Annotated in this window: 17 protein-coding genes; 7 read left to right on the top strand and 10 right to left on the bottom strand. The window is 65.2% G+C overall.

Annotated elements, in window-relative coordinates:
- Positions 1-33 precede the first annotated feature (33 nt).
- From ACVIJ6_RS32045 to ACVIJ6_RS32055, 3 genes are read left to right on the top strand one after another with little or no spacing between them, the layout of a single operon-like run.
- Positions 34-1,032 carry an efflux RND transporter periplasmic adaptor subunit gene (locus ACVIJ6_RS32045; RefSeq protein ID WP_456775982.1) on the top strand — a complete coding sequence of 333 codons (999 nt, stop codon included), beginning with the start codon at positions 34-36 and terminating at the stop codon, positions 1,030-1,032.
- Complete coding sequence (locus tag ACVIJ6_RS32050; RefSeq protein WP_456775983.1) at positions 1,029-4,253, top strand: efflux RND transporter permease subunit; 3,225 nt, start codon at positions 1,029-1,031, stop codon at positions 4,251-4,253. Before ACVIJ6_RS32045 ends, ACVIJ6_RS32050 begins: the two co-directional genes overlap by 4 nt.
- Positions 4,254-4,262: 9 nt before the next feature.
- Positions 4,263-4,619 carry a carboxymuconolactone decarboxylase family protein gene (locus ACVIJ6_RS32055; RefSeq protein WP_456775984.1) on the top strand — a complete coding sequence of 119 codons (357 nt, stop codon included), beginning with the start codon at positions 4,263-4,265 and terminating at the stop codon, positions 4,617-4,619.
- A gap of 7 nt (positions 4,620-4,626) precedes the next feature.
- Here ACVIJ6_RS32055 and ACVIJ6_RS32060 read toward each other — a convergent pair whose 3' ends face one another.
- From ACVIJ6_RS32060 to ACVIJ6_RS32085, 6 genes are read right to left on the bottom strand one after another with little or no spacing between them, the layout of a single operon-like run.
- On the bottom strand, positions 4,627-5,841 hold the full coding sequence (locus ACVIJ6_RS32060) for a M20 family metallopeptidase (RefSeq protein WP_456775985.1): 1,215 nt from the start codon (positions 5,839-5,841) through the stop codon (positions 4,627-4,629).
- Between the two features lie 18 nt (positions 5,842-5,859).
- Entirely contained in the window at positions 5,860-7,434 is a 1,575-nt protein-coding gene (nikE, locus tag ACVIJ6_RS32065; RefSeq protein ID WP_456775986.1) for a nickel ABC transporter ATP-binding protein NikE, read from the bottom strand.
- Complete coding sequence (locus tag ACVIJ6_RS32070; RefSeq protein ID WP_456775987.1) at positions 7,431-8,261, bottom strand: ABC transporter permease; 831 nt, start codon at positions 8,259-8,261, stop codon at positions 7,431-7,433. The genes nikE and ACVIJ6_RS32070 overlap by 4 nt, the downstream gene beginning before the upstream one ends.
- Positions 8,254-9,201, bottom strand: a complete 948-nt coding sequence (locus tag ACVIJ6_RS32075; protein WP_456775988.1) for an ABC transporter permease — start codon at positions 9,199-9,201, stop codon at positions 8,254-8,256. Before ACVIJ6_RS32075 ends, ACVIJ6_RS32070 begins: the two co-directional genes overlap by 8 nt.
- Before the next feature lie 15 nt (positions 9,202-9,216).
- Complete coding sequence (locus ACVIJ6_RS32080; protein WP_456775989.1) at positions 9,217-10,767, bottom strand: ABC transporter substrate-binding protein; 1,551 nt, start codon at positions 10,765-10,767, stop codon at positions 9,217-9,219.
- Positions 10,768-10,782: 15 nt separating this feature from the next.
- Positions 10,783-12,084 (bottom strand): M20 family metallopeptidase, encoded by a 1,302-nt coding sequence (locus tag ACVIJ6_RS32085; protein ID WP_456775990.1) that lies wholly within the window; start codon positions 12,082-12,084, stop codon positions 10,783-10,785.
- Positions 12,085-12,189: 105 nt separating this feature from the next.
- Between ACVIJ6_RS32085 and ACVIJ6_RS32090 the strand changes: the two genes are divergently transcribed.
- Positions 12,190-12,927: a GntR family transcriptional regulator gene (locus tag ACVIJ6_RS32090; RefSeq protein ID WP_456777127.1), complete on the top strand. Its 738-nt coding sequence runs from the start codon at positions 12,190-12,192 to the stop codon at positions 12,925-12,927.
- 95 nt (positions 12,928-13,022) lie between these two features.
- Here ACVIJ6_RS32090 and ACVIJ6_RS32095 read toward each other — a convergent pair whose 3' ends face one another.
- From ACVIJ6_RS32095 to ACVIJ6_RS32110, 4 genes are all read right to left on the bottom strand, one after another.
- Complete coding sequence (locus ACVIJ6_RS32095; protein ID WP_456775991.1) at positions 13,023-13,685, bottom strand: 4'-phosphopantetheinyl transferase family protein; 663 nt, start codon at positions 13,683-13,685, stop codon at positions 13,023-13,025.
- Between the two features lie 191 nt (positions 13,686-13,876).
- Complete coding sequence (locus ACVIJ6_RS32100) at positions 13,877-15,169, bottom strand: SPFH domain-containing protein (RefSeq protein ID WP_456775992.1); 1,293 nt, start codon at positions 15,167-15,169, stop codon at positions 13,877-13,879.
- A complete protein-coding gene (locus ACVIJ6_RS32105; RefSeq protein WP_456775993.1) occupies positions 15,166-16,806 on the bottom strand; it encodes a cyclic peptide export ABC transporter in 1,641 nt (546 codons plus the stop codon). Before ACVIJ6_RS32105 ends, ACVIJ6_RS32100 begins: the two co-directional genes overlap by 4 nt.
- Positions 16,807-16,836: 30 nt before the next feature.
- Positions 16,837-18,150: a KamA family radical SAM protein gene (locus ACVIJ6_RS32110; RefSeq protein ID WP_456775994.1), complete on the bottom strand. Its 1,314-nt coding sequence runs from the start codon at positions 18,148-18,150 to the stop codon at positions 16,837-16,839.
- A 325-nt stretch (positions 18,151-18,475) separates the two neighbouring features.
- Between ACVIJ6_RS32110 and ACVIJ6_RS32115 the strand changes: the two genes are divergently transcribed.
- The 3 genes from ACVIJ6_RS32115 (at position 18,476) to ACVIJ6_RS32125 (ending at position 22,009) form a co-directional block, all read left to right on the top strand.
- Complete coding sequence (locus ACVIJ6_RS32115) at positions 18,476-18,655, top strand: hypothetical protein (protein ID WP_012043793.1); 180 nt, start codon at positions 18,476-18,478, stop codon at positions 18,653-18,655.
- A 6-nt stretch (positions 18,656-18,661) separates the two neighbouring features.
- Complete coding sequence (gene asnB / locus ACVIJ6_RS32120; RefSeq protein ID WP_456775995.1) at positions 18,662-20,605, top strand: asparagine synthase (glutamine-hydrolyzing); 1,944 nt, start codon at positions 18,662-18,664, stop codon at positions 20,603-20,605.
- A gap of 438 nt (positions 20,606-21,043) precedes the next feature.
- Positions 21,044-22,009, top strand: a complete 966-nt coding sequence (locus ACVIJ6_RS32125; RefSeq protein WP_456775996.1) for a diiron oxygenase — start codon at positions 21,044-21,046, stop codon at positions 22,007-22,009.
- Positions 22,010-22,042 lie beyond the last annotated feature (33 nt).

The raw sequence follows: 22,042 nt of genomic DNA on the forward strand, positions 1-22,042 counted from the left end.
CCGATTTGACTCAAGAAAGACAGGATGAAACCGATGCGCAGATTATCGCTCCTAAGCCTGATCGCAGCGATGGCGTGGCAGATGGGCTGGCAGGTGGCGTCGGCGCAGGAGACGCTGACGGTGGCCCCGCGCCAGATCGCCGACGAGAAGGCCGTGTTCGCGACGGTGGAAAGCATCAGCGTGGTCCCGGCGCGCGGCCGCATCGGCGGCACGATCGCGCAGCTCTCCGTCCGCGAGGGCGACCCGGTCAAGCGCGGCCAGCCGATCGCGCTGATCGGCGACGAGAAGCTCGCTCTGCAGCTCAAATCGCTCGACGCCCAGATCGAGGCGCTGCAGGCGCAGGCCAACCAGGCGCAGATCGACTTCACCCGCACCGAAGGCCTCGTCGAACGCGGCACCCTGCCCCGTGTCAAGCTCGACGAGACGCGCACCGCGCTCAATGTCGCCGAGAACGGACTGCGGGCCAAAACCGCCGAGCGCGCGGTGGTCAACCAGCAGATGAGCGAAGGCCAGGTGCTGGCGCCCGATGACGGCCGCGTGCTGAAGAAGCTGGTGACGGTGGGATCTGTGGTTCTGCCCGGCGATCCCGTGGTCACGGTGGCGCAGCAGAACTTCAAGCTGCGGCTGCGCGTGCCCGAACGCCATGCGCTGTTCCTGAAAGCCGGCGACAAGATCCGCCTGGATGGCGCCGAGTTCGGCGAAAGCGGCGACAAATGGGGGGTCATCGACCTCGTCTATCCGCAGATCGAGGAAGGTCGCGTCGTCGCCGACGCGATCGTTCAAGGCCTCGGCCAGTACTTCGTCGGCGACCGGCTGCGCGTCTGGATCTCCGGCGGCCAGCGCGACGCCTATGTGATCCCCGCCCGCTACGTCACGACCCGCTTCGGCATCGACTACGTCCAGCTGCAGCAGGGAGCGCAGAAGGTGAGCGTGCCGGTGCAGCGCGGCCGAGCGCTGCCGAGCGCCGATTATCCCGATGGTCTTGAAATCCTGTCCGGCCTGCGCGCCGGCGACCAATTGGTGCAGCCGTGAAACTTGGACTCTCAGGCAAGCTGACCCAGGCGACCATCGCCTCGCCGCTGACGCCGCTGTTCCTGCTCGCCGCGCTCGTGGTCGGCCTCATCGCTGTGGTCGTCATTCCGCGCGAGGAAGAGCCGCAGATCAGCGTTCCCATGGTCGACATCCGCGTCAACGCCGACGGCCTGCGCGCACCCGACGGCGTCGAACTCGTGACCAAGCCGCTCGAGACCATCGTGAAAGCGATCGACGGTGTCGAGCACGTCTACAGCCAGACCGAGGATGACCGGGTCATGGTGACCGCGCGATTCCTGGTCGGCACCAAGTTCGAGGACGCGATCCTGCGCGTCCACGAGAAGATCCGCGCCAATCTCGATCGTATCCCGGTCGGCATCCCCGAGCCGCTGATCGTCGGCCGCGGCATCAACGACGTCGCCGTCACCGTCCTGACCTTGTCACCGAAGCCGGAGACAGCCGAGCGCTGGTCCGACAAGGATCTGTACGAGCTTGCCGACAAGCTGCGGGCAGAGCTGACCAAGGTCGACAATATCGGCCTGACCTATATCTCCGGCGGCGGCGCCCAGCAGATCCGCGTCGAGCCCAGCCCTGAGAAGCTGTCGCTGTTCGGCGTGACCTTGCAGCAGCTCGTCGCCAAGGTGAAGGATGCCAACCGCTCCTTCCTGGCCGGCGACGTCCGCGACGGCGGCATCGTGCGCAACGTCACAGCCGGGCAGACGCTGACCGGCATTCCCGATATCGGCCTGCTGCTGATCTCGACCCGCGATGGCCGCCCCGTCTATGTGCGTGACGTCGCGACCGTCGTCATCGGCCCCAATCTCGCCGAGCATCGCGTCTGGGACGACGCGCGCAATGACAAAGGCGACTGGCACCGCGTGCCCGCGGTGAGCCTTGCCCTCGCCAAGCGCGCCGGCGCCAACGCGGTCGTGGTGTCGCACGACATCGCGCAGCGCCTCGCAGGACTCAAGACCAGTCTTATTCCAAGCGACGTCGCCGTCACGGTGACCCGCGACTATGGCGAGACCGCGAACGAGAAAGCCAACGAGCTCTTGTTCCATCTCGGCCTCGCCACGATCTCGATCGTCGTGCTGATCGCGGTAGCGATCGGCTGGCGCGAGGCGCTCGTGACGTTCGTGGTGATTCCGACCACGATCCTGCTGACGATGTTTGCCGCCAATCTGATGGGCTACACGATCAACCGCGTCAGCCTGTTTGCGCTGATCTTCTCGATCGGCATCCTGGTCGACGACGCCATCGTGGTGGTCGAGAACATCGCCCGCCACTGGGGCATGGCTGACGGCCGGCCGCGCCTGCAGGCCACCATCGAGGCAGTGGCCGAGGTCGGCAATCCCACGGTCGTCGCCACCCTCACCGTGGTTGCCGCCCTGCTCCCGATGCTGTTCGTGTCGGGACTGATGGGCCCCTATATGGCGCCGATCCCGGCCAACGCATCGGCCGCGATGCTGTTCTCGTTCTTCGTCGCGATGGTCGTGGCCCCCTGGCTGATGCTGCGGCTGGCGCCAAAGCAGACCACGGCCACGGCCGGCGCGCATCACGATGCGCATGGCGAAGGCCGCCTCGGGCGCATCTACCGCCGCGTCGCGCGCCCGATCGTCGCCAGCAAGCGCTCCGCCTGGATCTTTCTGCTCGGCGTCGGCATCGCAACGCTGCTGTCGATGACCTTGTTCGCCACCAAGTCCGTCACGGTCAAGCTGCTGCCGTTCGACAACAAGTCGGAGATCGCCGTGATGGTCGATCTGCCCGAGGGCGCGAGCCTGGAGGATACCGAGCGGACGCTGTTCGCCGCAGCCGATATCGCGCACCAGCTGCCGGAGATCACGACTGTGCAGAGCTACGCCGGCACGGCCGCGCCGTTCAACTTCAACGGCCTCGTCCGGCACTATTATTTGCGCGAGCGCCCGGAGCTCGGCGAGCTCCAGGTCAATCTCGCGGCGCGCGGCGATCGCAAGCGGGCGAGCCATGACATCGCGCTCGATCTGCGGCAGCGGCTAAAGGCCGTTTCGGTGCCGTCAGGCACCAGCATCAAGGTGGTCGAGGTGCCGCCGGGACCGCCGGTGCTGGCGACGCTGCTCGCAGAAATCTATGGCCCGGATGCCGCGACAAGGCGCGCCGTCACGACCGAGCTGAAGAAGGTGTTCGCCGACGTGCCCTTCATCGTCGACATCGACGATTCGATCGGCCAGCGGCGACCGCGGCTGCGGCTGTCGATCGACCAGGACAGTCTGGAATTCTTCGGGGTCGAGCAGCGCGACGTCTACGACACCATCCAGACCTTGTTCGGCGGCGTCTCGGTCGGCTACTCGCATCGCGGCGAGGACCGCAACCCGATCGAGATCGCGGTGCGGCTGCCCAAGCGCGACAAGAGCTGGAGCGAGGCTTTGGCCTCGACGCCGGTGCCGGCCAACACGGTGCCGGGCAGCAAGACCGTGGTCGAGCTCGGCCAGGTCGTGAAGGCCACGATGGAAGACGGTTCGCCGATGATCTTCCGCCGCGACGGCCGCTTCGCCGATATGGTGATGGCCGAGCTCGCCGGCCGCTTCGAGGCCCCGCTCTACGGCATGCTCGCGGTCGCCGACCGTATCGACGCCCATGACTGGGGCAAGCTACCGAAACCGGTGATCGGCTTCCACGGCCAGCCCAAGGACGAGTCCCGTCCGACGCTGCTATGGGACGGCGAATGGGAGATCACCTATGTGACCTTCCGCGACATGGGCGCGGCGTTTGGCGCGGCGATCCTCGGCATCTACGTGCTGGTGGTGGCGCAGTTCAAAAGCTTCCGCCTGCCGCTCGTCATCCTGACGCCGATCCCGCTGACCCTGATCGGCATCCTGCTCGGCCATTGGTTGCTGGGCGCGCCGTTCACGGCGACCTCGATGATCGGCTTCATCGCGCTGGCCGGCATCATCGTCCGCAACTCGATCCTGCTGGTCGACTTCATCCGGCACAGCGGCGGAGAGGGCAAGACCCTGCGCGACGTGGTCTTGGAGGCCGGCGCGGTGCGCTTCAAGCCGATCCTGCTGACGGCGCTGGCCGCGATGATCGGCGCCGCCACCATCCTGCTCGATCCGATCTTCCAGGGCTTGGCAATCTCGCTGCTATTCGGCCTGGCCTCATCCACCCTGCTCACCGTGCTCGTGATCCCCGCGATCTACATCGCGCTGCGCGAGCCCGGCAAACCCACCACGAAGACGTCGTAGGAGATATTGATGACCAAGCTGTACAGCGAGATCTGCAAGGACCTGTCCGGCAACCTGAAGACGCTGCGCAAGGACATTCCTGAGGTCATGCAGGGCTTCTCCGCGCTGGCGCGGGCCGCCGGCGCCGACGGCGCACTCGACAAGAAGACCAAGGAGCTGATTGCGCTCGCGATCGGCGTCGCGGTCCGCTGCGACGGCTGCATCGGCTTTCACGCCGAGGCGCTGGTCCGTCTCGGCGCAACCCGCCAGGAGGTCGAGGAGACGCTCGGCATGGCAATCTACATGGGCGGCGGGCCATCGCTGATGTATGCGGCCGACGCCATCGCAGCGTTCGAGCAGTTCCAGCAGCAGACCGCGGCCGCCTGAGCGGCCGTCAGCTGCAAATGTCGAGAATGGCCAGCATGTAGATGCGGATCATGTCGAGATAATCGGGAATGTCGACGCGCTCATCCGGCATCGTGTTGTACCGGCCGCCAGGGCCACACACAATGCCCTGCATCCCGCCGGAAGCATAGAGATGGCCGGCGTCGGTGCCGTAGAAGCAGCTCGGCGCGATCGGCCCGGTCGACTGCGCCGCGCCGCGCACGGCACGATAGGCGTCGTTGACCGCGCGCACGATCGGGCTGTCCGGCGCCACCTCGAAGGGCGGCATCGTCGGCACGCCGGCGCGGTCCTCCGACATCAGCTGCGCCTTGAGGCCGGGAAACCGTGCCTCGAGCGCGTCGAGCTCGCGCCGCATGTCGGCCAGCGCGCCCTGCTCGGTCTGGCCGGGCGCATAGCGGCCGGAGCCCTTGATGCGGACGAAATCCGCCACCTGCGGCGTCCGCCACTCGTGCAACTCGCGGCCGAGCGCGCCATGAACGACGCCGACATGGACACGGTTGATCGCCGCATGCGCGGGCGAGCGGGCGCCCGAGAACGTCATGGCATTGAGGCGCGGAACGAGATCGCAGGCTGCCATGATGGCATCGACCGCCTGCTCGCGCTTGGACAAATGCCGCGTGTTGCCGACGAGCTCGATGATGAACATGAACGCCGCCGCGTGCATGGTCATCGCCTGGAGGTCGGTCGGCTCGGAATTGATGAAATAGTCGGCGCGCAGCCCCTGCTCGATCAGCGAATAGGTGCCGACGCCGCCCTGCAGCTCGCCGACCACATAGGTCAGGATGACATCGCCCCTGAGCTTCACGCCCGCATCGATCAGCGTCTTGACCGCGCAGAAATAGGCCGCGTCGCCGGCCTTCATGTTGGACACGCCGATGCCGTAGATGAACTTGTCGTCGACCTTCCCCTCCCAGGGATCGACGGTCCAGCCTTCGGTCACCGGGTTGGTATCGACATGGCCGTTGAACAGCAGGCTCTTCCCACCCCCGCTGCCCTTCCAGCGTCCGACGGCATTGACCCGGCCTTCGGTGCCGAACGGAGCCACAGCGGCGTCCAGGCCGATCTCGCGCATCCGCTCCGCCATGAAGGTCGCGAGCTGCTTCTCACCCTCCGTTTTCGAATAGCTCTTGTGCTGTACCATGCGCGACAGCAGCGCGAGTGCCCCGGGGACGTCGATGCGGGCGAGCAGTTCGTTGCGATCCATGTGTTGCAATCCTTGCGGTCAGCCGACAGGCGCCGGCGACGCTGCCATCAATTCGCGGGTGTAAGGGTGAACGTCATCGGTCCCGAACGCGTCGATCGCGCGGCTGTCGACCAGCTGACCATGACGCATCACCACGATGCGGTGCGCAATCTGGCGGATCAGATTGAGATCGTGGGTGATGAACAGATAGGCCGCGCCGGTCTCGGCGCGCAGCGCCAGCAGCAGATCGATGATCTGCGCTTGCACGGAGACGTCGAGCGGCGCGGTGATCTCGTCGCAGATCACGAGCCGCGGGCGCGCCGCAAACGCGCGGGCGATCGCAACGCGCTGCTTCTCGCCGCCGGACAGTTGGTGCGGCCAGCGCGTGGCGTAGGAGGCCGGCAGCCGGACCTGCTCCAGGAGCTGCGGCACGGCAGCGACATCCCCGCCATACAGCTTCAACGGACGCGACAGGATCTCACCGATGCGATGGCGCGGATTGAGCGAGGAGTCCGGATGCTGGAACACGATCTGGACATCGCGGCGATAGCCGGCGGTCATGTCGCCTGCGCCGTGCAACGTGCCGCCGTCGAAACCGATCGCGCCGGAGAACCGGGCGAGACCGGTCAGGGCGCGCGCGATCGAGGATTTGCCCGAGCCGGATTCCCCGACCAAGCCCAAGATCTCTCCGGCGCGGATGTCGATATCGACAGCCTTCGTTGCCGGTGGCGGCGCGGCGCGAAACAGCCCGGCCCTGCCGTACTGGACCTCGATGCCCCGCGCCTGAAGCAGCACATCGGCACCGGCGATATCGTGCACCAGCCGCCGCTCCGGACGTGGCACCGCAGCGATCAGCGATCTGGTATAGTCGTGCTGCGGCTTGCGGAAGATGTCCGACGCCTTGGCCTGCTCGACGACGCGGCCGTGGCGGATCACTGCGACGCGATCGGCGACACGGGTCATCATCGCCAGATCGTGCGAGATATAAAGCGCCGCGACGCCCGTCTCGGCGCGCAGACGCGCAAACAGATCGATAATGCGGGCCCCCGTGATGACGTCGAGCGCCGTGGTCGGCTCATCGAACAGGATGACGTCCGGCCGGCAACCGAAGGCGGTGGCGATGATCACGCGCTGCTTCTCACCGCCGGAAATCTCGTGCGGATAGCGCCGCAGCACCGCGGCCGGGTCACGCAGCTCGACATGTCCGAGCAGCTCGATCGCGAGCGCCTTGGCATCCCGGGCGTTCAGATCACGGTGGCGCATCAGCGCCTCGGTGATCTGGCGACCGATCGTGAGCGTCGGGTTGAGGGCCGTCGACGGATCCTGGAATACCATGCCGATCCGGCGGCCGCGCACCCCCGTGAGCTGCTTCGCCGTCAGCGATTGCAGGTCGATGTCGCCGAGCTGCAGCGAGCCGGAGATTTCGCGCGCATTGGCCGGCAGATGGCGCATCAAGGCCCAGGCCAGCGAACTCTTGCCGGAGCCGGATTCACCGACGAGGCCGAGCACCTCACCCGGCGCGATGGCGAGCGATACATCGCGCAGCACCGGGACGACGCCCGACGCCGTCAAATAGTCGAGCCCGTAATTGTCGATCGTGAGCGCAGCTCTCATCGATCATCTCGCGGGTTGAGCGCATCGCGCAAGGCATCGCCGACGAGATTGAACGCAATCGCCGACAGCGCGATCGCGGCCGAGGGCGCGATCAGGATCCAAGGGGCGCGGTGCATGTATTGGCGTGCATCGGCGACCATCAGTCCCCATTCCGACGCGGGCGGCTGCGCGCCGAGGCCGAGGAAGCTCAGCGTCGCGAACAGCATGACCGCGAACGACACCCGGATCGTGGCCTCGATGATGACGGGCCCCATTACATTGGGCAGCATCTCGCGGAAGATGACGTGTGCCGCCGCCTCGCCGCGCGCGACCGCCGCCTTGACATAGTCCTGATTGCGCACGGCCAGCGCCACCGAGCGCGTCACCCGGGCCATGCCCGGCGCAAAGGCCAACGCAATGGCAACCACGGCGTCGCCGGCACCATTGCCGAGCGTGCTGACCAGCAGCAGCGCCATCAGCAGACCGGGGATCGCCATCACGGCATCGTTGGTGCGCATGATCGCCTCGTCGGACTTGCCGCCGAGATAGGCCGAGCCAATCCCGATCACGGCGCCGATCGCGCTGCCGGCCAGCGTGGCCGCAAGCGCCATCGGCACGGTCGCCCGCGCACCGGACAGCAACCGGCTCAGAACATCGCGGCCGAACTGGTCGGCACCGAGCCAGTTCTGCCATCCCGGAGCCCGGAAGCGGCCGAGGAAGTCCATCTTCTCCGGACCATAGGGCGCAAGCCATGGTCCGAGGATACAGACGATGGCGAGCACGACGAGCAGTGTCAGCCCGATCACGCCCTGCGGCTTGCGGATCATCCGATGCAGCAGCTCAGTCATAGCGGATCCGCCGGTCAAGCAGAGCGTAGACGACGTCGGCAAGCGTGTTGGTGATCGCGTAAGTCATCGCCATGATCATCGCGCCGGCCTGGATCGACGGCAGATCGCGGGTGGTGATCGCGATCATCAGCGCACGGCCAATGCCGGGAATGGCAAAGATCTCCTCGATGACGATGATGCCGCCGAGCAGATAGCCGACATCGAGCGCAACGATGGTGATGACCGGCAGCAGCGCGTTGCGCATGACGTGCCGCACCAGCACCGTGCGCTCCGGCAGGCCCTTCAGCCGAGCGGCGCGGACGTAGTCGGATTGCAGCACGTCGAGCGTCTCGGAGCGCATCATGCGCATGACATGCGCGACGAGGATCACCGACACGGTCAGGACCGGCAGCGCCAGATGACGCAGCGCCAGCCCGATATCCTCCAGCGGCGACACGTAGCCGGTCGCTGGCAGCCACGGCACGATATCCGTCAGCAGCAGCGCCAGCACGGTCGCGGTCACGAACTCCGGCAGCGACACGCAGAGATAGGCGATCACGCTGGTGGCGGTGTCCGCCACCCTGCCCTGGCGCAGCGCGGCAAACATTCCCATGGGCACCGCGATCAGGAGTGTCAGCGCAAGCGATCCGGCGGCGAGCAGCAGCGACCGCGACAGCGCCGTCAGCATCTCCGGCGCCACCGGCAGGCCGGTGCGCATCGAGACGCCGAAATTGCCGCTGACCGCGCGCGCGACCCAATGCACGAATTGCAGCCAGACCGGATCATCGAGCCCAAGCCGGCTGCGGACGGCGGCGAGCGCCTCGGGCGAAGCGTTTTCGCCCAGCAAGGTCTGCGCGGCATCGGCCGGCAGCGCCTGCGTGATGGCGAACACCAGCACGCAAACGATGCCAACCGTATAGATCATGAGCAAGAGCCGCCGCAGCAGCCAGGCGAACGACACGGGTGAACCTCGTCCTCAGGCGCGCTTGGGCGCGCCGGCGCCGAGCGAGACCAGATCGAACCGGAACACCGACCCGCGCGGATGCAGCTGATAGCCTTCGACATAGGCCCGCTGTGCCGCGAGAATGTCGAAGAACACCGGGATGACCGACGGCACCTCCTCGGTCATCATCGCCTGCGCCCGCTCATAGAGCGCTGCGCGGTTGGCGTCATCGGTCTCACTGCGGGCGGCGGTGATGAGCTCGTCGAAGCGCGCATTGTTCCAACGCGTCTCGTTCCAGGCGGCATCCGAGGTATAGAGCAGCTTGAAGATCGCATCGGCCGTCGGCTGCATATTGTAGAAGCCGACGTAGAAATTGCCCTTCTTCCAGATCTGATCGAGATAGGTCGCATGCGGCATCGTTTGCACGTTGATGCGGAACCCAGCCGGAGCGGCCATCTCGCGGATCGCGACGCCGAGCTGCGTGCGCGTGTCCGGCTTGTCGGAGGCAACCATGGTCAGATCGATGCCCGACGGATAGCCGGCCGCGGCCAGCAGCTGCTTGGCCCTGGCGATATCCGGCTTCTTCAACGCGCTATCCTTGTAGAAGCGATAGGCCGGGCTGAGCGGCGTGTCATTGCCGGGCGTGCCATAGCCGCCGGCGACGAACCCCGCCATGGCTTGGCGATCGATGGTCAGCGCCAGCGCCTGGCGCACGCGAACGTCGTTGAAGGGCTTCTGATCGCAGCCCATGTTGACGTTGAGGAACTGCCCCGAGGGAACCCTCAGCGCCTTGACACCGGCGGCCTTGCCGAGCCGCTCATATTCGCCGGGCGTGGTCGACAGCATCAGATCGATGTCGCCCGAGATCAAGGCCGACGCTTCGGCCGTGCGATCGGGATAGACCAGAATCTCGATGCGATCGAGCGCGGGGCGAGCCGGATCGTAATAGGCCGGGTTGCGCTCCACCACGATCTTGCGGTCCGGCTCGTAGGACACGAGCCTGAAGGGCCCGGAGCCATTCGCCTTCGTCGCGAGGCTGGCAAGGTCGCTGGCGATCACTTTCGCCGGCACGATGCGCGCATTGGTGTAGGCGAGCGCGACCGGGAAGTCGGCGAAAGAGCCTGACAGCGTGAACTTCACCGTGGCGGCGTCGACGGCAGCAACATCCTTGATGGGACCCACATTGGTGCGCGCGGGCGAGGCCGTCTTCGGATCGAGGATCGCCTTGAAGGTCGCGACGACATCGTCGGCCGTCAACGGTGAGCCGTCGTGAAAGCTGACATTGGGCCGCAGCTTGAACGTCCACTCGGTCAACCCCGCCGCATGTTGCCAGGACAGCGCCAGATCCGGCTCGACAGCCATATCCGGCTTCAGCCGGGTCAGGTTGGAATAGAGCAGTTCGGTGACCAGATATTCCGGATTGACGCGCGCCAGCAGCGGATGGATGACCGCGGCGCCCTGGTCGACGGAGATGCGCAACACGCCCCCGCGCTTCGGCCCCTCAGCGGCGAGAGAGATTTGCGGCAAGGCGCCCAACGCGAGCGCGGTGCCAGCGAGGAAATGGCGACGGGTGACGGACGGCATCAGGGCAGAGTCCTCTTAGGGCGTCATGGTTTCGGGAGAGAGTTCGGGACAGAACTCGGCTGAAAGATAGGCCAGCACCGATTTCGCCAATGCGACGATATCGGTCAGCGTGGTCGACTCGCCCGGCGCGTGAATGCGGCTGTCGGGCTTGCCGAGGCCCGTGAGCAGCACCTCGCGCATGCCGGTGGCCTGCTGCACCCAGCCGAAATCGGAACAGCCGGAGGCGCCCCAGCGTGCGAAGTCCTCGGCGGCGTAACCGAACCCGGCCGAAAGCGCCTGCTGCCAGCGCGGCCAGTGGGGACCGCCGGGATCGGCGGTCGGCGTCAGATGACCGGTGAGGATGATGTCGAGATCGAGGCCATTTGCCGCCTGCCTGATCACGGTCTCGATCTCGCTGTGCGCAGCGGCAAAGTCCTCTTCGGGCGCGTAGCGACGGCACAACAGGATCTCGAACTGTGACGGGATTTGTCCGCCACACTGCCCGCCATTAACGGCCGAGATGTCGAGGCTCGCGGTGAGCGGTCCAGTTGCCTGCGGCGGTGGCGGCAGGGCCGACGTCCGCCGGGCGATCACGGGCTTCAGGCCAGCGAGCGCAGTGAGGATCGGCAGCGCCGCTTCGATCGCATTGGCGCCGGCGCTGCGCTGCTCACCTGCATGGGCCGCCTTGCCGCGCACGCGCACCGTCAGCGTGAACAGACCGAAGCAGCCGGCCCAGATTCGCGGCATGGCGCTGCCGTTAAAGTTCAGAATATGCCCTTCGAGGCGTCCCTGCTCTGCGAGATAGCGGACGCCCGGATAGAGCCCGGCCTCCTCGTCCGTGCACAGCAGCAGCATCGGATCATAAGCGAGCACGAGTCCCGACTGCTGCGCGGCGCGTAACGCGAGCAGCACGGCCGCAATCGATCCCTTCATGTCCGCAGCGCCCAGGCCGATCAGGCGATCACCCTCGCGAGCGAGCTGCAGCGGATCACCGGCCCAACCGGGCGCCGCCGGTACGGTGTCAACGTGGAAATACAGCCCGAGCACAGGCCTGCCGGAGCGGCGCCGCGCAATCAGGTTCGTGCGCTGTCCGCGCACACCGGGTGCATGCCACAGCTCCTCAGGAACGATCACGCGCTCGCAATCCAACGCCAGCGGCGCAGCGAACTGCTCCATCAGATCGGCAAAGGCCTCATAGCCGGCGCCCGGCGGAAAGCTGGTGTCGATCGCCACCATGCTGCGCAAATCATCCACCGCGGTTTCGGACAGCCGCTCGATCGCCGCGAAGGCGCCAGCCAGGCTGGCCGCGCCCCGATCCGGGATGTCCAGAGAAATCATTTGCCGCTAACCCAATCCTATATTCTATATAGAAATAGAGAACACGACGTGGCACTTGTCAATTCCATGAAACAGGCAGGCGTGGCCAGCAAAGCGGCAGACGGCATGGGGGCGGGTCCGGGCGGACTGCCGGTGCCGCTGTACGAGCATGTCAAACGGCAGATCGCCGAGGCGATCCTGATCGGCGACCTTCCCCCGGGCACGGTGCTGCCCGGCGAGGTGGCGCTCGCCGATCAATATGGCGTGGCCGTCGGCACCATTCGCCGTGCGCTGGCCGATCTCACCGCCGGCGGCATGCTGATGCGCCGGCGCAAGACCGGCACGGTCGTCACCGGCCGCGCATCACAGCATGGGCTGAGCTTCTTCTTCCAATATTTCCGCCTGCTCGGCGCCGACGGCAGCCTGCTCCAATCCGAGGCCGAGGTGCTGTCGGTCGTCCAACGACCGGCCGCCCCGACCGAGGCGGCGCTGTTCGCCGTGGCCGTCGGCGAGAAGCTGCTGCACCTGCATCGCATCCGGCGCGTCGCCGGAGCGCCGGTGCTGCATTCGCGCATTTCGCTGGCCGCCAGTCGCGTGCCGCAGTTTCCGCGCGACACCAAGAAGGTGCCGTCCCTGATCTATCGCCACTTGCTCGAGGCCTACGGCATCCGCATCGCCGCCGTGCGGGAGAAGGTGACGGCCGAGGTCGCAACCAAGGAGGACCGAAAGCTCCTCAGCCTCGCGGCGCCAAGCGCCGTGCTGGTCATCGACGAGGAGGCCTACGACCAGACCGGCGCACTGGCGATCCTCAGCCAGCACCGCGCGACGACGGCGCAGCACTACTATTCCAACGAGATCCGCTGAGACGCGAATGTTCGTCCAACGCGCCGCGGCGCGGCCCATCGCCAGCGATCAGCAGTGCCTCCTCACGCCCGCGGGATGAAGCGTGATCTCCAGGGTCACGCCTGGCTTGGTGCCGCCGCCAGTTCGACGCCGCAACAGATGCGCCCGCCGTCGATCACGAACCGACCGGCCAGGCGCGCAACGTCGGCCGGCCAATCGCGCTTGAGAACCCGCGCCTCGAAGGCTCCGGCCGGCCAGTCTATCGTCAACTCCACATCGCTGAATTCGAGGAAGCCGCGGGTGATCGGATACTGACATTTGTAATAGGCCTCCTTCGCGCTGAAGAACAGGATCGGCAGGATCGGCTGCCGATCCTGCGGCTGGTGGCCAAGCCACGCCCGCTCCCCCGATGTCAAAACCAGGTCATGCATCGACGGCTCGAGCTCTCGCACATCCTCGATGTCGAGACCGAGCGCCCTGACATCGCGGCTGCGCCCGACGACCACGGCGCAATAATCGGCGCAATGCGAGATGCTCCCCGTATAGCCGGAGGGCCAGACCGGCGCCCGGTCGGCCCCTGGGACGAGCGATATCGGGGGCGCGCCGAGCGAGGCGAGCGCCCGGCGCGCCAGCGTGCGCGCGGTCGCGAACTCGGCGCGCCGCTTGGCAACTGCAGCTCTGACATGGGCCAGTTCCTCCGGGAACAGCTCCTCATCGCCGTGACAGATCTCCGAGGCGACGACCACGACCGGACGTCGAAACAGCTCGGCGATTCGCATGACAGAACTCTCCAACACATCCGGCTCGGAGCGCCCACATGGGGCTTCACGACATCAAGCCGTCAGCCGCGCATTGGGCTTCTCTGCGCGTTGGAGCACGCCCATGCGGCTGATTCAAGCTTGCGCTGGGCGTCTCGGGTTGACCGCCTCAGACTTGCGGGATGGAGCCTACAGCAAGAGCTTCGCAGCCATTATTGCGCGGTTCGGCCCGGCTCCGATCCCAGCGGATTGCGCTGGATGGGCAGCCCGAACGGGTCGGACGGCAAAACCGTCGGTCGCGGCGGCGCGCTCCACGGGGATGGCTGGCCACGTCCCGTCTGGGCGCGCGGCACGCCGAACTGACGGCTGGTTGGCGGCGACGGCGCCGTCGCTTGCGGGTACAGCAGCGTCTGCGGCGGGGCCTGCGCCGGCCCAGCACTCTGCGGCGGCGACGCCGGCTGCAGCGGCGTCGCAGGTGTCGGCGTTGCGGCCGACTGTGGGCTCGTGGAGGGCGACGGCGATGCGGAGCTCGAGGCCGGCGCCGGCGCGGTGGGCTGTACGGCGTCGACCGACTTCGGCTGCGCTGTCGCGCCGGTGCCGTCCTGCTTCTCACCCGAGAGCGCCTCGTTGGTCTTGAACATGTCGGCGCCCAGGATCAGCGGCAGCTCCTTCGATGAGTTGCCGATCACCACCACCTTGGCATTGTTGGACTTGGCGAGCTGCAAGGTCGCCTCGATGCCCTGCCACGTCAGCAGCGCCGGCGTGAGACTCGAGCCGACGATGGTCTGGAAATCGCGGATACCGGCCGCCTCGATGCGGCGACGCGCAGCCTCACCCTCGACCGATTGCAGAATATACATGTAGGCCTGGGCCCGCTGCTCCTCGGCGAGCTTATGGTCGATCGCCTCGTTGATCTGCTGGGGTAACTCCACGCGCCGGATGATCACCTTGACGAGGCGCACCAGATCAACCGGAAATTCACTGATGGCCTCGCTGAGGACACGGCTTTCCAGCTCCTGATTGGAGAGCAGATAGAGCTGATCGCCGGTGATCTTGCCGACCACGTCGCGCACCCCGCCGCTGATCGCCGGCTCGACGATTTTCTCGAAATAGTCTGGCCCCAGTTGACGGTTGAGCTCGGCGAGCTTGCCGGGCGCGGGCGTCGCGAACACGGTCACATCGACCGAGATCGTCAATCCGCCCTGGCTCAGCGCCTCGACCTTGTAGCTGCGTGAAATCAGCCTTGTGTCGTAGATCCGCACCGAATTCCACGGCCATTGCAGGTGCAGGCCCTCATTGTAGACCATGTTGTCGCTGGTGCCGCCGAAGAACAGCGAATATCTGACCCCGGCGAAACCGGGCGGAATGACAATGAAAATATGCCACCAGGAATAGATGACGAGGAAGCTGACGATCGCGAGCGTGACCAGGAACGCCGTCCTGAGACGAGCGCGCAGCCGTCCGCCGCCGCCCATATGCAGATTCGGCATCGGGACATGTTTCATACGCGCGCCTCCTGCGAGCGGATGCTGCCCTGCTCCATGTAGATCACCCGGTCCGCAACGCCATAATAGCGATCGTCATGCGTCACCGCGACGATCGTCTTGCCCTGCGCCTTCAACTCCGGCAGCAGCTTCGTATAATAATAGTCGCGCGACGTGACATCCTGGTCCGCCGCCCATTCGTCGAACACCATGATCGGCTTGTTCTCGAGCAGCGCGCCGATCATCGCCAGCCGCTTGCGCTGGCCGGTCGACAGATCGAGCGTCGAGAACGCGCCGTCCACGAACTTCACCTTGCGGTCCAGACCGAACCGGCGCAGCAGTTCGTCGACGCGCCCGGGGGCGGTATCACGCAGGCCGTAGAGCCGGTCGAACAAATGAAAATCAGCGAATACCACCGAGAACAGTTGACGATAGCGCGCCGCATTATGCGGGCGGACCGCGGCGCCGTTCCATACCAGCTGGCCGCCGAGCGGGCGGTACAAGGCGAGCAACAGTAGCAGCAGCGTCGACTTGCCGCTGCCGTTGCCGCCGGCGATGAACACGATCTCACCGGGCCGTAGCGACAGGTCGATGGGGCCGACGCGAAAGCCCTGCCCGGCCTCGGCGCCGCCATGCTGGAACGTCAACTCGCGCAACCCGATCGAGTGGAACTCCGGATCCGACAACAATGACGTCGGCTGCGCATCGCGGTCGGCGCTGTCCAGCCACGCCTCGACCGACCAGATGTGCTCCGCCGCGGCATTGGCCTTGATCGCCTCCGGCAGCGCCCGCACGAAGACCTCCATCGGTCCGGCAATGAACAGGATGATATAGGTGATCTTCTCGATGACCAGCCGATCGACCTGGTATTGCGGCAGAATGAAAATGATGGCCGCGAGCAGCATATAGAAGAAGGTCTGGCTGGAGGCGAGGCCCTTGAGAAACTGGCGCTGCGACTGGATGCGCAGCTCCCGCGCCTGTGCGCCATAGCCGAGAATGTAATTGTCGAGCAGATCGTCGCCCTTCTCAGGCGCGATCTTGATCTCGCGGAAGCCGTAGACGAGATGGCGGATGCTGTCGAACAACCGGCGCTCGCTCTCGCTCGCGGCGTCCAGGACCGTCCGGCTCGAGCGTTGGCTGCGCCGGTAATAGATGATTGCCGCGCACACTAGCACGCACAGCATGATGAAAGCGAACATCGACAGGGTCGCGACATAGAAGGCCGAGAACAGCAGCATCACCGCCGATGACGCCCCGATCACGATCGACTCGCTGGCCTCCGAGATCACGAAGCAATCATGCGACAGCGTCCCGATCAGCCGTTCGCGGTTCATCGCGTCGAGCGCCTGAAGGTCGATGTCGCGGAGCTTGCGCACGATGTTCTCGCGTATGCGCGTGAGCATCGCCTGGACGATGATCGCCGTCCGCGACAGGGCATAATTGCGTGCCCAAAGAAAGATTGTCGCCAGCAGAGCGAACAGCAGCAGATTCGGCAGCGTCGCGCCGGCCTCCCCACCTCCGACCACCGCATTGACCACAGCCATGGAGGCGCCCATGGCGATGCCCGACAGCGCCGTCATCAGCGCGAGACTCAGCGCTTCACGCGGGGCGTCCGATTTATCGCGGATCAGTGCGGTGTAGCTCGGTATCGGCCCCATGCGGGAGCAGCTCCTGCGCGTCTCACACGGTCAATGATGAACCCGGGCCAACACCGGCTCGGGGCGCGCCAGGAACATGCGGTCCGAGCTCGACAGCGGCTGCAAGCCGTCGATCCAGGTCGCGCTGTCATCGAAACGCGCAAAGAACGGCCGCTTGACCCAATCCGCGACCCGCGCCTGCACGTAGCTGAGGACGAAGCTGCGGGTGCCACCCACATCCGCGACACCGTCGACCGCGACCTTGCCCATGTCGGTCGACATGATCGGCCCGCGCGCCGAGCGCGCCAGGCCCGAGACCTGCCTGATACCACCGCGGTAGATCTCGAGTGCGCGCGCCAGCGGCACCTCGAAGTACGCGCGCGGCCCGGTGTCGCGGAGCACGAACATATAATAGGGCACGATGCCCTGCCGGACCTCGCTGCTCCAGAGCTCATGCCAGATTCGGGCGTCGTCATTGACGCCCCGGACGACAGGCGATTGGCTGCGCAGCACCGCGCCGGTCGACAACAGGCGCTGCACCGCATGACGCGCAGCCGCCGTCTCGAGCTCACGCTGATGGCTTATATGCAGCATGATCGCCAGATGACGACCGGAGCGGACCACCTCTTCGAGAAGCGCGATCAAATCGTCGGCGTCGTCGTCGGTGGTGAAGCGGTAGGGCCAGAAGCCCAGCATCTTGGTCCCGATGCGGATGGTCGTGACATGGGCGACATCAGAATCGAGCAGCGGCAGGAGATAGCGGCGCAAGACCGACGCCCGCATGATCAGCGGGTCGCCACCGGTCAGCAGCACGTCGGAGATCTCCTTGTGCTCTTTAATATAGGCGACGAAGCGCTGGCTCTCGTCAGTCGCCATCCGCAGATCCCGGTTGCCGATGAATTGCGGCCAGCGGAAGCAGAATGAGCAATAGGCGGCGCAGGTCTGGCCGCTGGCTGGAAAGACCAGGCAGGTCTCGGCATATTTGTGCTGCAGCCCCGACACCCCGCTACCGCCGAGTTGCGGCATGTTCATCGTCATCTGCCGCCCGGGATGTGGATTGAAGCGCCGGTGAATCGTCGTCGTCACCTCGGCCGGTGCCGAACCTCCGACGCGCATTGCCCGTTCCAACGCGTCGAAGTCGACCGGATCGAGCATATGACGATCCAGCATCGTCAGGCGGTAGAACGGATCCTCATCCGGCTCGGCCCAATCGATCAGCTCATCGAGCACATAATTGTTGACCCGGAACGGCAACACCTGCCCGACGACTCTCATGTCGTGCAGGGCTCGGTCCGAAATGTCGCGGTAGCGGCGTAAAATGTCGAGGTGCTGCAGCCCGTACAGCTTGAGAGACTTTCCCGCCACGCGCGACCTCGCACCAAATATCCGGCCCCTCCGACCCACGGACAATCATCCATGCGGATCGGGAGCCACGACGACAATCAGCCGTCGTCGAAGCGACGACAGATGAACGCAAGATGATGACTAAACGGAAACGCCGGAAGAATAGTTCGCGACTGACCGCCCCCGATCTCGTCGCCCTTCTCTCAGCATGAACACTGCCCGACCGCGACTGTAGGTAGCCACCGAATTGTTGTCAATCAATCGGACGGGTCCTACACATGAAGCGCCTTGCATGACCGAGTATCGTCATCCAGACTAATCTTGTTGATTCATGTGAGAGTGACAAATGCCGCTGATCCTGGTCGCTTTCTATATTCTCCTCTGTCTCTTTGTCGGCTTTTTGGGGCGTTACACGCGTCCGGGACCGTGGATCATCTTCATTCTATCTCTCATCTTCACGCCATTCGTCATTCTGCTGCTGATGGTCGTGTTTGGTGAGCCATCGCGACCGCAGCGCACGAGCTGATTTCAGATGTGCGGGCTGGCGGGCGTCTGGTGCTGGGATACGGCGATCGACCGCCCGGCCATTGCCCGAGCGCTCGGCTTGCTGCAGCATCGCGGACCCGACGGAAACGGGCTGTGGATATCCGAGGACGGCAAGGTGGCGCTCGGCCATACCCGTCTCAGTATCATCGATCTTGTCACCGGCGAGCAGCCGCTGTCGCATCCCAACGGCAAGCTTCAACTCGTCGTCAACGGCGAGTTCTATGATTACGAACGCATCCGCGACGATTTGACCGCCCGCGGCGCACGATTCAGGACCCGCTCCGACAGCGAGATCGCCCTGTGGCTATATGAGGAGTCCGGCACGCGCTGCTTCGCCGATCTCAACGGCGAGTTCGCCTTCATTCTCTGGGACGCCGACGCCAGCCGCCTGATCGCCGCACGGGACAGATTCGGCATCAAACCCCTGTTCTACGCCGTCCAATCCGGACGCATTCTGCTCGCGTCGGAGATCAAGGCACTGCTGGCCATGGGCGTGCCGGCGCAATGGGACGTCGAAGGCTACCTCGATGCCGCGCATGTCCTGCAGGACGGGACGCTGTTTTCCGGCATCCGTCAGGTCCCGCCAGGTTGTTATCTCACTGCTACGCGGCACGGCATTACCATTCAACGCTATTGGAACGCTCCCTTCGCGTCGGCGCTGTCACCGATCGAGGACGAGCATGGCGCGCTCGATCAGATCCGCGCCCAAATGTCGCGGGCGACGCGATGGCGGATGCGCGCCGACGTACCGGTCGCGGCCTATCTCAGCGGCGGCATCGATTCGATGTCCGTGCTCGCGCTGGCAACCGGCACGACGAACCGGGCACCGGACGCATTCACCATCGCCTATGAAGACGCGGCCTACGACGAGAGCCATCGCGCAGAGAGCTTTGCGACGCAATTGGGTGCCCGCTTCCATCGCGTAGCCGTCAACGGGACGGCACTGGCGGACCATTTCGCAGACTCGCTCTGGCACAGCGAGGCCGCGTGTTTCAACCCACACGGCACGGCCAAATTCATCCTCAGCAAGGCCGTTCGTGATGCCGGCTATAAAGTCGTCCTGACCGGTGAAGGGGCCGATGAGATCTTCGCCGGCTATGCACCTTCGCGTGTCGATGCGCTCGGCGGCAGCGCGGCCATGCAGGCGATGATCGCAACACGTGACCGCGCGACCTATGCGGTGACGCCGCAGCACGCGGCGACCGAACAGCTCCCGCTGGTCGCGGCGAGATTTGGTACGGTGCCGACCTGGCTGCGGCACCAGATGGCCCACCTGCTGGGCGTCGCAGACCTGCTCCGTGATGATCTGCGTGCCGCCTGGTCGACCGACCGGCCGTTGGCGGCCTTTTTGAACTACATCGAGCCGGGGACCGTTCCAGCTCTCGATACGGTCGATCTCGGGATCGCCCTGATGCTCAAGACGACCCTGCCCAATTATGTCCTGGTCACGCTCGGCGACCGAATGGAGATGGCCCATTCCATCGAGGGCCGCCTGCCGTTTCTCGATCACCAGGTCGTTGAGCTGGCATGGCGGTTGCCCAGCCACTTGAAGATTCGCAACGGCGTGGAAAAATTTGCTTTGCGGCAAGCGATGCGCAACCTGCTGCCGGCAGACGTGGTCGACCGGCAGAAGCATCCCTTCATGGCGCCGCCGACCGCCACCGACGCCAACCACCCGTTCGGTGCCATGATCCGCGATGTGCTGCATGGGCCGGCTCTGGCCGCACTCCCATTCTTTGAGCCGAGAAAGGTGCGCAAGCTGATCGACCGTTTGACGTCACTCCCTCCAGAGGACCGCTTGCGGCTCGAACCGCTGCTCGTCGAGATCGCCAGCCTGTGCATTATCCACGATCTTTTTAAAATGAGTTCATCCGGCAATACGAGCGCGCAGCTATCAATCGAGATGCCGTCAACAGAGGCCTTGGCGTAAGAGCTTCCAGTTGACGTCAACCATCGACACCTATATCTCTTCTTGCAGCTATCCTGATACTCGTCCTTTGCGAGTAGATCAGCTCTCTGCTCAAGTCGCGTTCCGTTTGTTGTGTAACGCTCACCATTTGCACCGCCCGTTCTGTTGCGCTCGTTCTTCCGTGGTACCGCACGAGTCGGACTGATGTGCCGACGTACGGCCGTCTATTGCGTCTTGATCAAAAGGGAGTCGTGAGCGTGCCAGCAATTTGTGCGGAGACACGCAAACTTGGCGGAGCGTTGGCGATGCATGATCCATACGCTCGCTTCGCATCACGATGGCCGGTTCGGCCGAACGCACCCCGGCGCGCATCTTGAGCTCTGTCGAGCGGAGCGGTGCCTGGCGGCGACGTGCACGACAATCAACAACTGAAACACTTCGACGGCTGGGGGACCGCGGATGGGCATCAATGTGGACACGACGGCGTCGCTGTCGCGCCGACAGGCGCATTGGGAGAAATCGTCGTCGATCCGGTCGCGGCCACGGCGCGTGCTCCGCAACGTCAGTCCCGATGAGCACTTCTACCCCGTGGCTCGTCAGCCCATTGCGCTGCATCCGCTGGTCACGGCTCTCGGCACCGCCGCTCGGCAGCGCGTTCTGCTGCAATCACTTTACAAATTCCTGAATGATATCGCATTCGTCGAGACCCGGGTCGTCAGCGAGGTCTCGCTCGCGATTGCCAATGATCAGCTGCCATGGCCGTTTCCGGCGCAGCTGCGTGCCGACGTGCTCACCGTCGTCATCGACGAGGCCTTCCATGCCCATGTCGCGATCGACTTCATGGAGCAGGTGCAGCGGCTGACCGGTGTCGCGCCGCTGTCATTGCCGACGACCCTCACGGTCGAACAGGCGATCCGAAACGCCCTTCCCAAGCTGCCGGCTGATCTGCACATCGCGCTCAAGACCATCGCCGTCTGCATTGCGGAGAACTCCGTCACCAAGGATCTGATCGACGTGCATCGCGAGGACGGCCTCAATGAGACCTTCCATGCCGTGAACGGCGATCACATGATCGACGAGGTCCGCCACTGCCTGATCTTCGCCGATGTCCTCCGACATCTCTGGAGCGTCCTGACGCTTGCGCAGCGCCGTGCCATCGGTGCCGTTCTGCCCGACTTTCTCGGCGACTATCTCACACTCTCTCTACAGAAGCAGTTCGACATCGACATTCTCGCCGACATCGGGCTCGACGCGCGCCAGATTGAGACCGTCATCGCCGCCACCCATCTCGACCAGGATCTCGCCACTTACCGCAGCGTCAACCCGATCGTCGACAAGGTCGTGAACTTCCTGGCCGAATGCGGCGTGCTCGACGACCCCGAGATCCGCAAGGCGTTCGCGGACCGGCGTCTGGTTGACAGTTGAGATCGCGGCAAGGCCACGCTTGCTCGCTGAAGT

Source organism: Bradyrhizobium sp. USDA 4369, from assembly GCF_054056435.1.

Bases quoted from the DNA above. Each gene is read 5' to 3' on its own strand.
- ACVIJ6_RS32045 (WP_456775982.1), top strand. From the start codon at position 34: ATGCGCAGATTATCGCTCCTAAGCCTGATCGCAGCGATGGCGTGGCAG.
- ACVIJ6_RS32055 (WP_456775984.1), top strand. From the start codon at position 4,263: ATGACCAAGCTGTACAGCGAGATCTGCAAGGACCTGTCCGGCAACCTG.
- ACVIJ6_RS32060 (WP_456775985.1), bottom strand. From the start codon at position 5,841: ATGGATCGCAACGAACTGCTCGCCCGCATCGACGTCCCCGGGGCACTC.
- nikE (WP_456775986.1), bottom strand. From the start codon at position 7,434: ATGAGAGCTGCGCTCACGATCGACAATTACGGGCTCGACTATTTGACG.
- ACVIJ6_RS32070 (WP_456775987.1), bottom strand. From the start codon at position 8,261: ATGACTGAGCTGCTGCATCGGATGATCCGCAAGCCGCAGGGCGTGATC.
- ACVIJ6_RS32080 (WP_456775989.1), bottom strand. From the start codon at position 10,767: ATGCCGTCCGTCACCCGTCGCCATTTCCTCGCTGGCACCGCGCTCGCG.
- ACVIJ6_RS32085 (WP_456775990.1), bottom strand. From the start codon at position 12,084: ATGATTTCTCTGGACATCCCGGATCGGGGCGCGGCCAGCCTGGCTGGC.
- ACVIJ6_RS32090 (WP_456777127.1), top strand. From the start codon at position 12,190: ATGGGGGCGGGTCCGGGCGGACTGCCGGTGCCGCTGTACGAGCATGTC.
- ACVIJ6_RS32095 (WP_456775991.1), bottom strand. From the start codon at position 13,685: ATGCGAATCGCCGAGCTGTTTCGACGTCCGGTCGTGGTCGTCGCCTCG.
- ACVIJ6_RS32100 (WP_456775992.1), bottom strand. From the start codon at position 15,169: ATGAAACATGTCCCGATGCCGAATCTGCATATGGGCGGCGGCGGACGG.
- ACVIJ6_RS32105 (WP_456775993.1), bottom strand. From the start codon at position 16,806: ATGGGGCCGATACCGAGCTACACCGCACTGATCCGCGATAAATCGGAC.
- ACVIJ6_RS32115 (WP_012043793.1), top strand. From the start codon at position 18,476: ATGCCGCTGATCCTGGTCGCTTTCTATATTCTCCTCTGTCTCTTTGTC.
- asnB (WP_456775995.1), top strand. From the start codon at position 18,662: ATGTGCGGGCTGGCGGGCGTCTGGTGCTGGGATACGGCGATCGACCGC.
- ACVIJ6_RS32125 (WP_456775996.1), top strand. From the start codon at position 21,044: ATGGGCATCAATGTGGACACGACGGCGTCGCTGTCGCGCCGACAGGCG.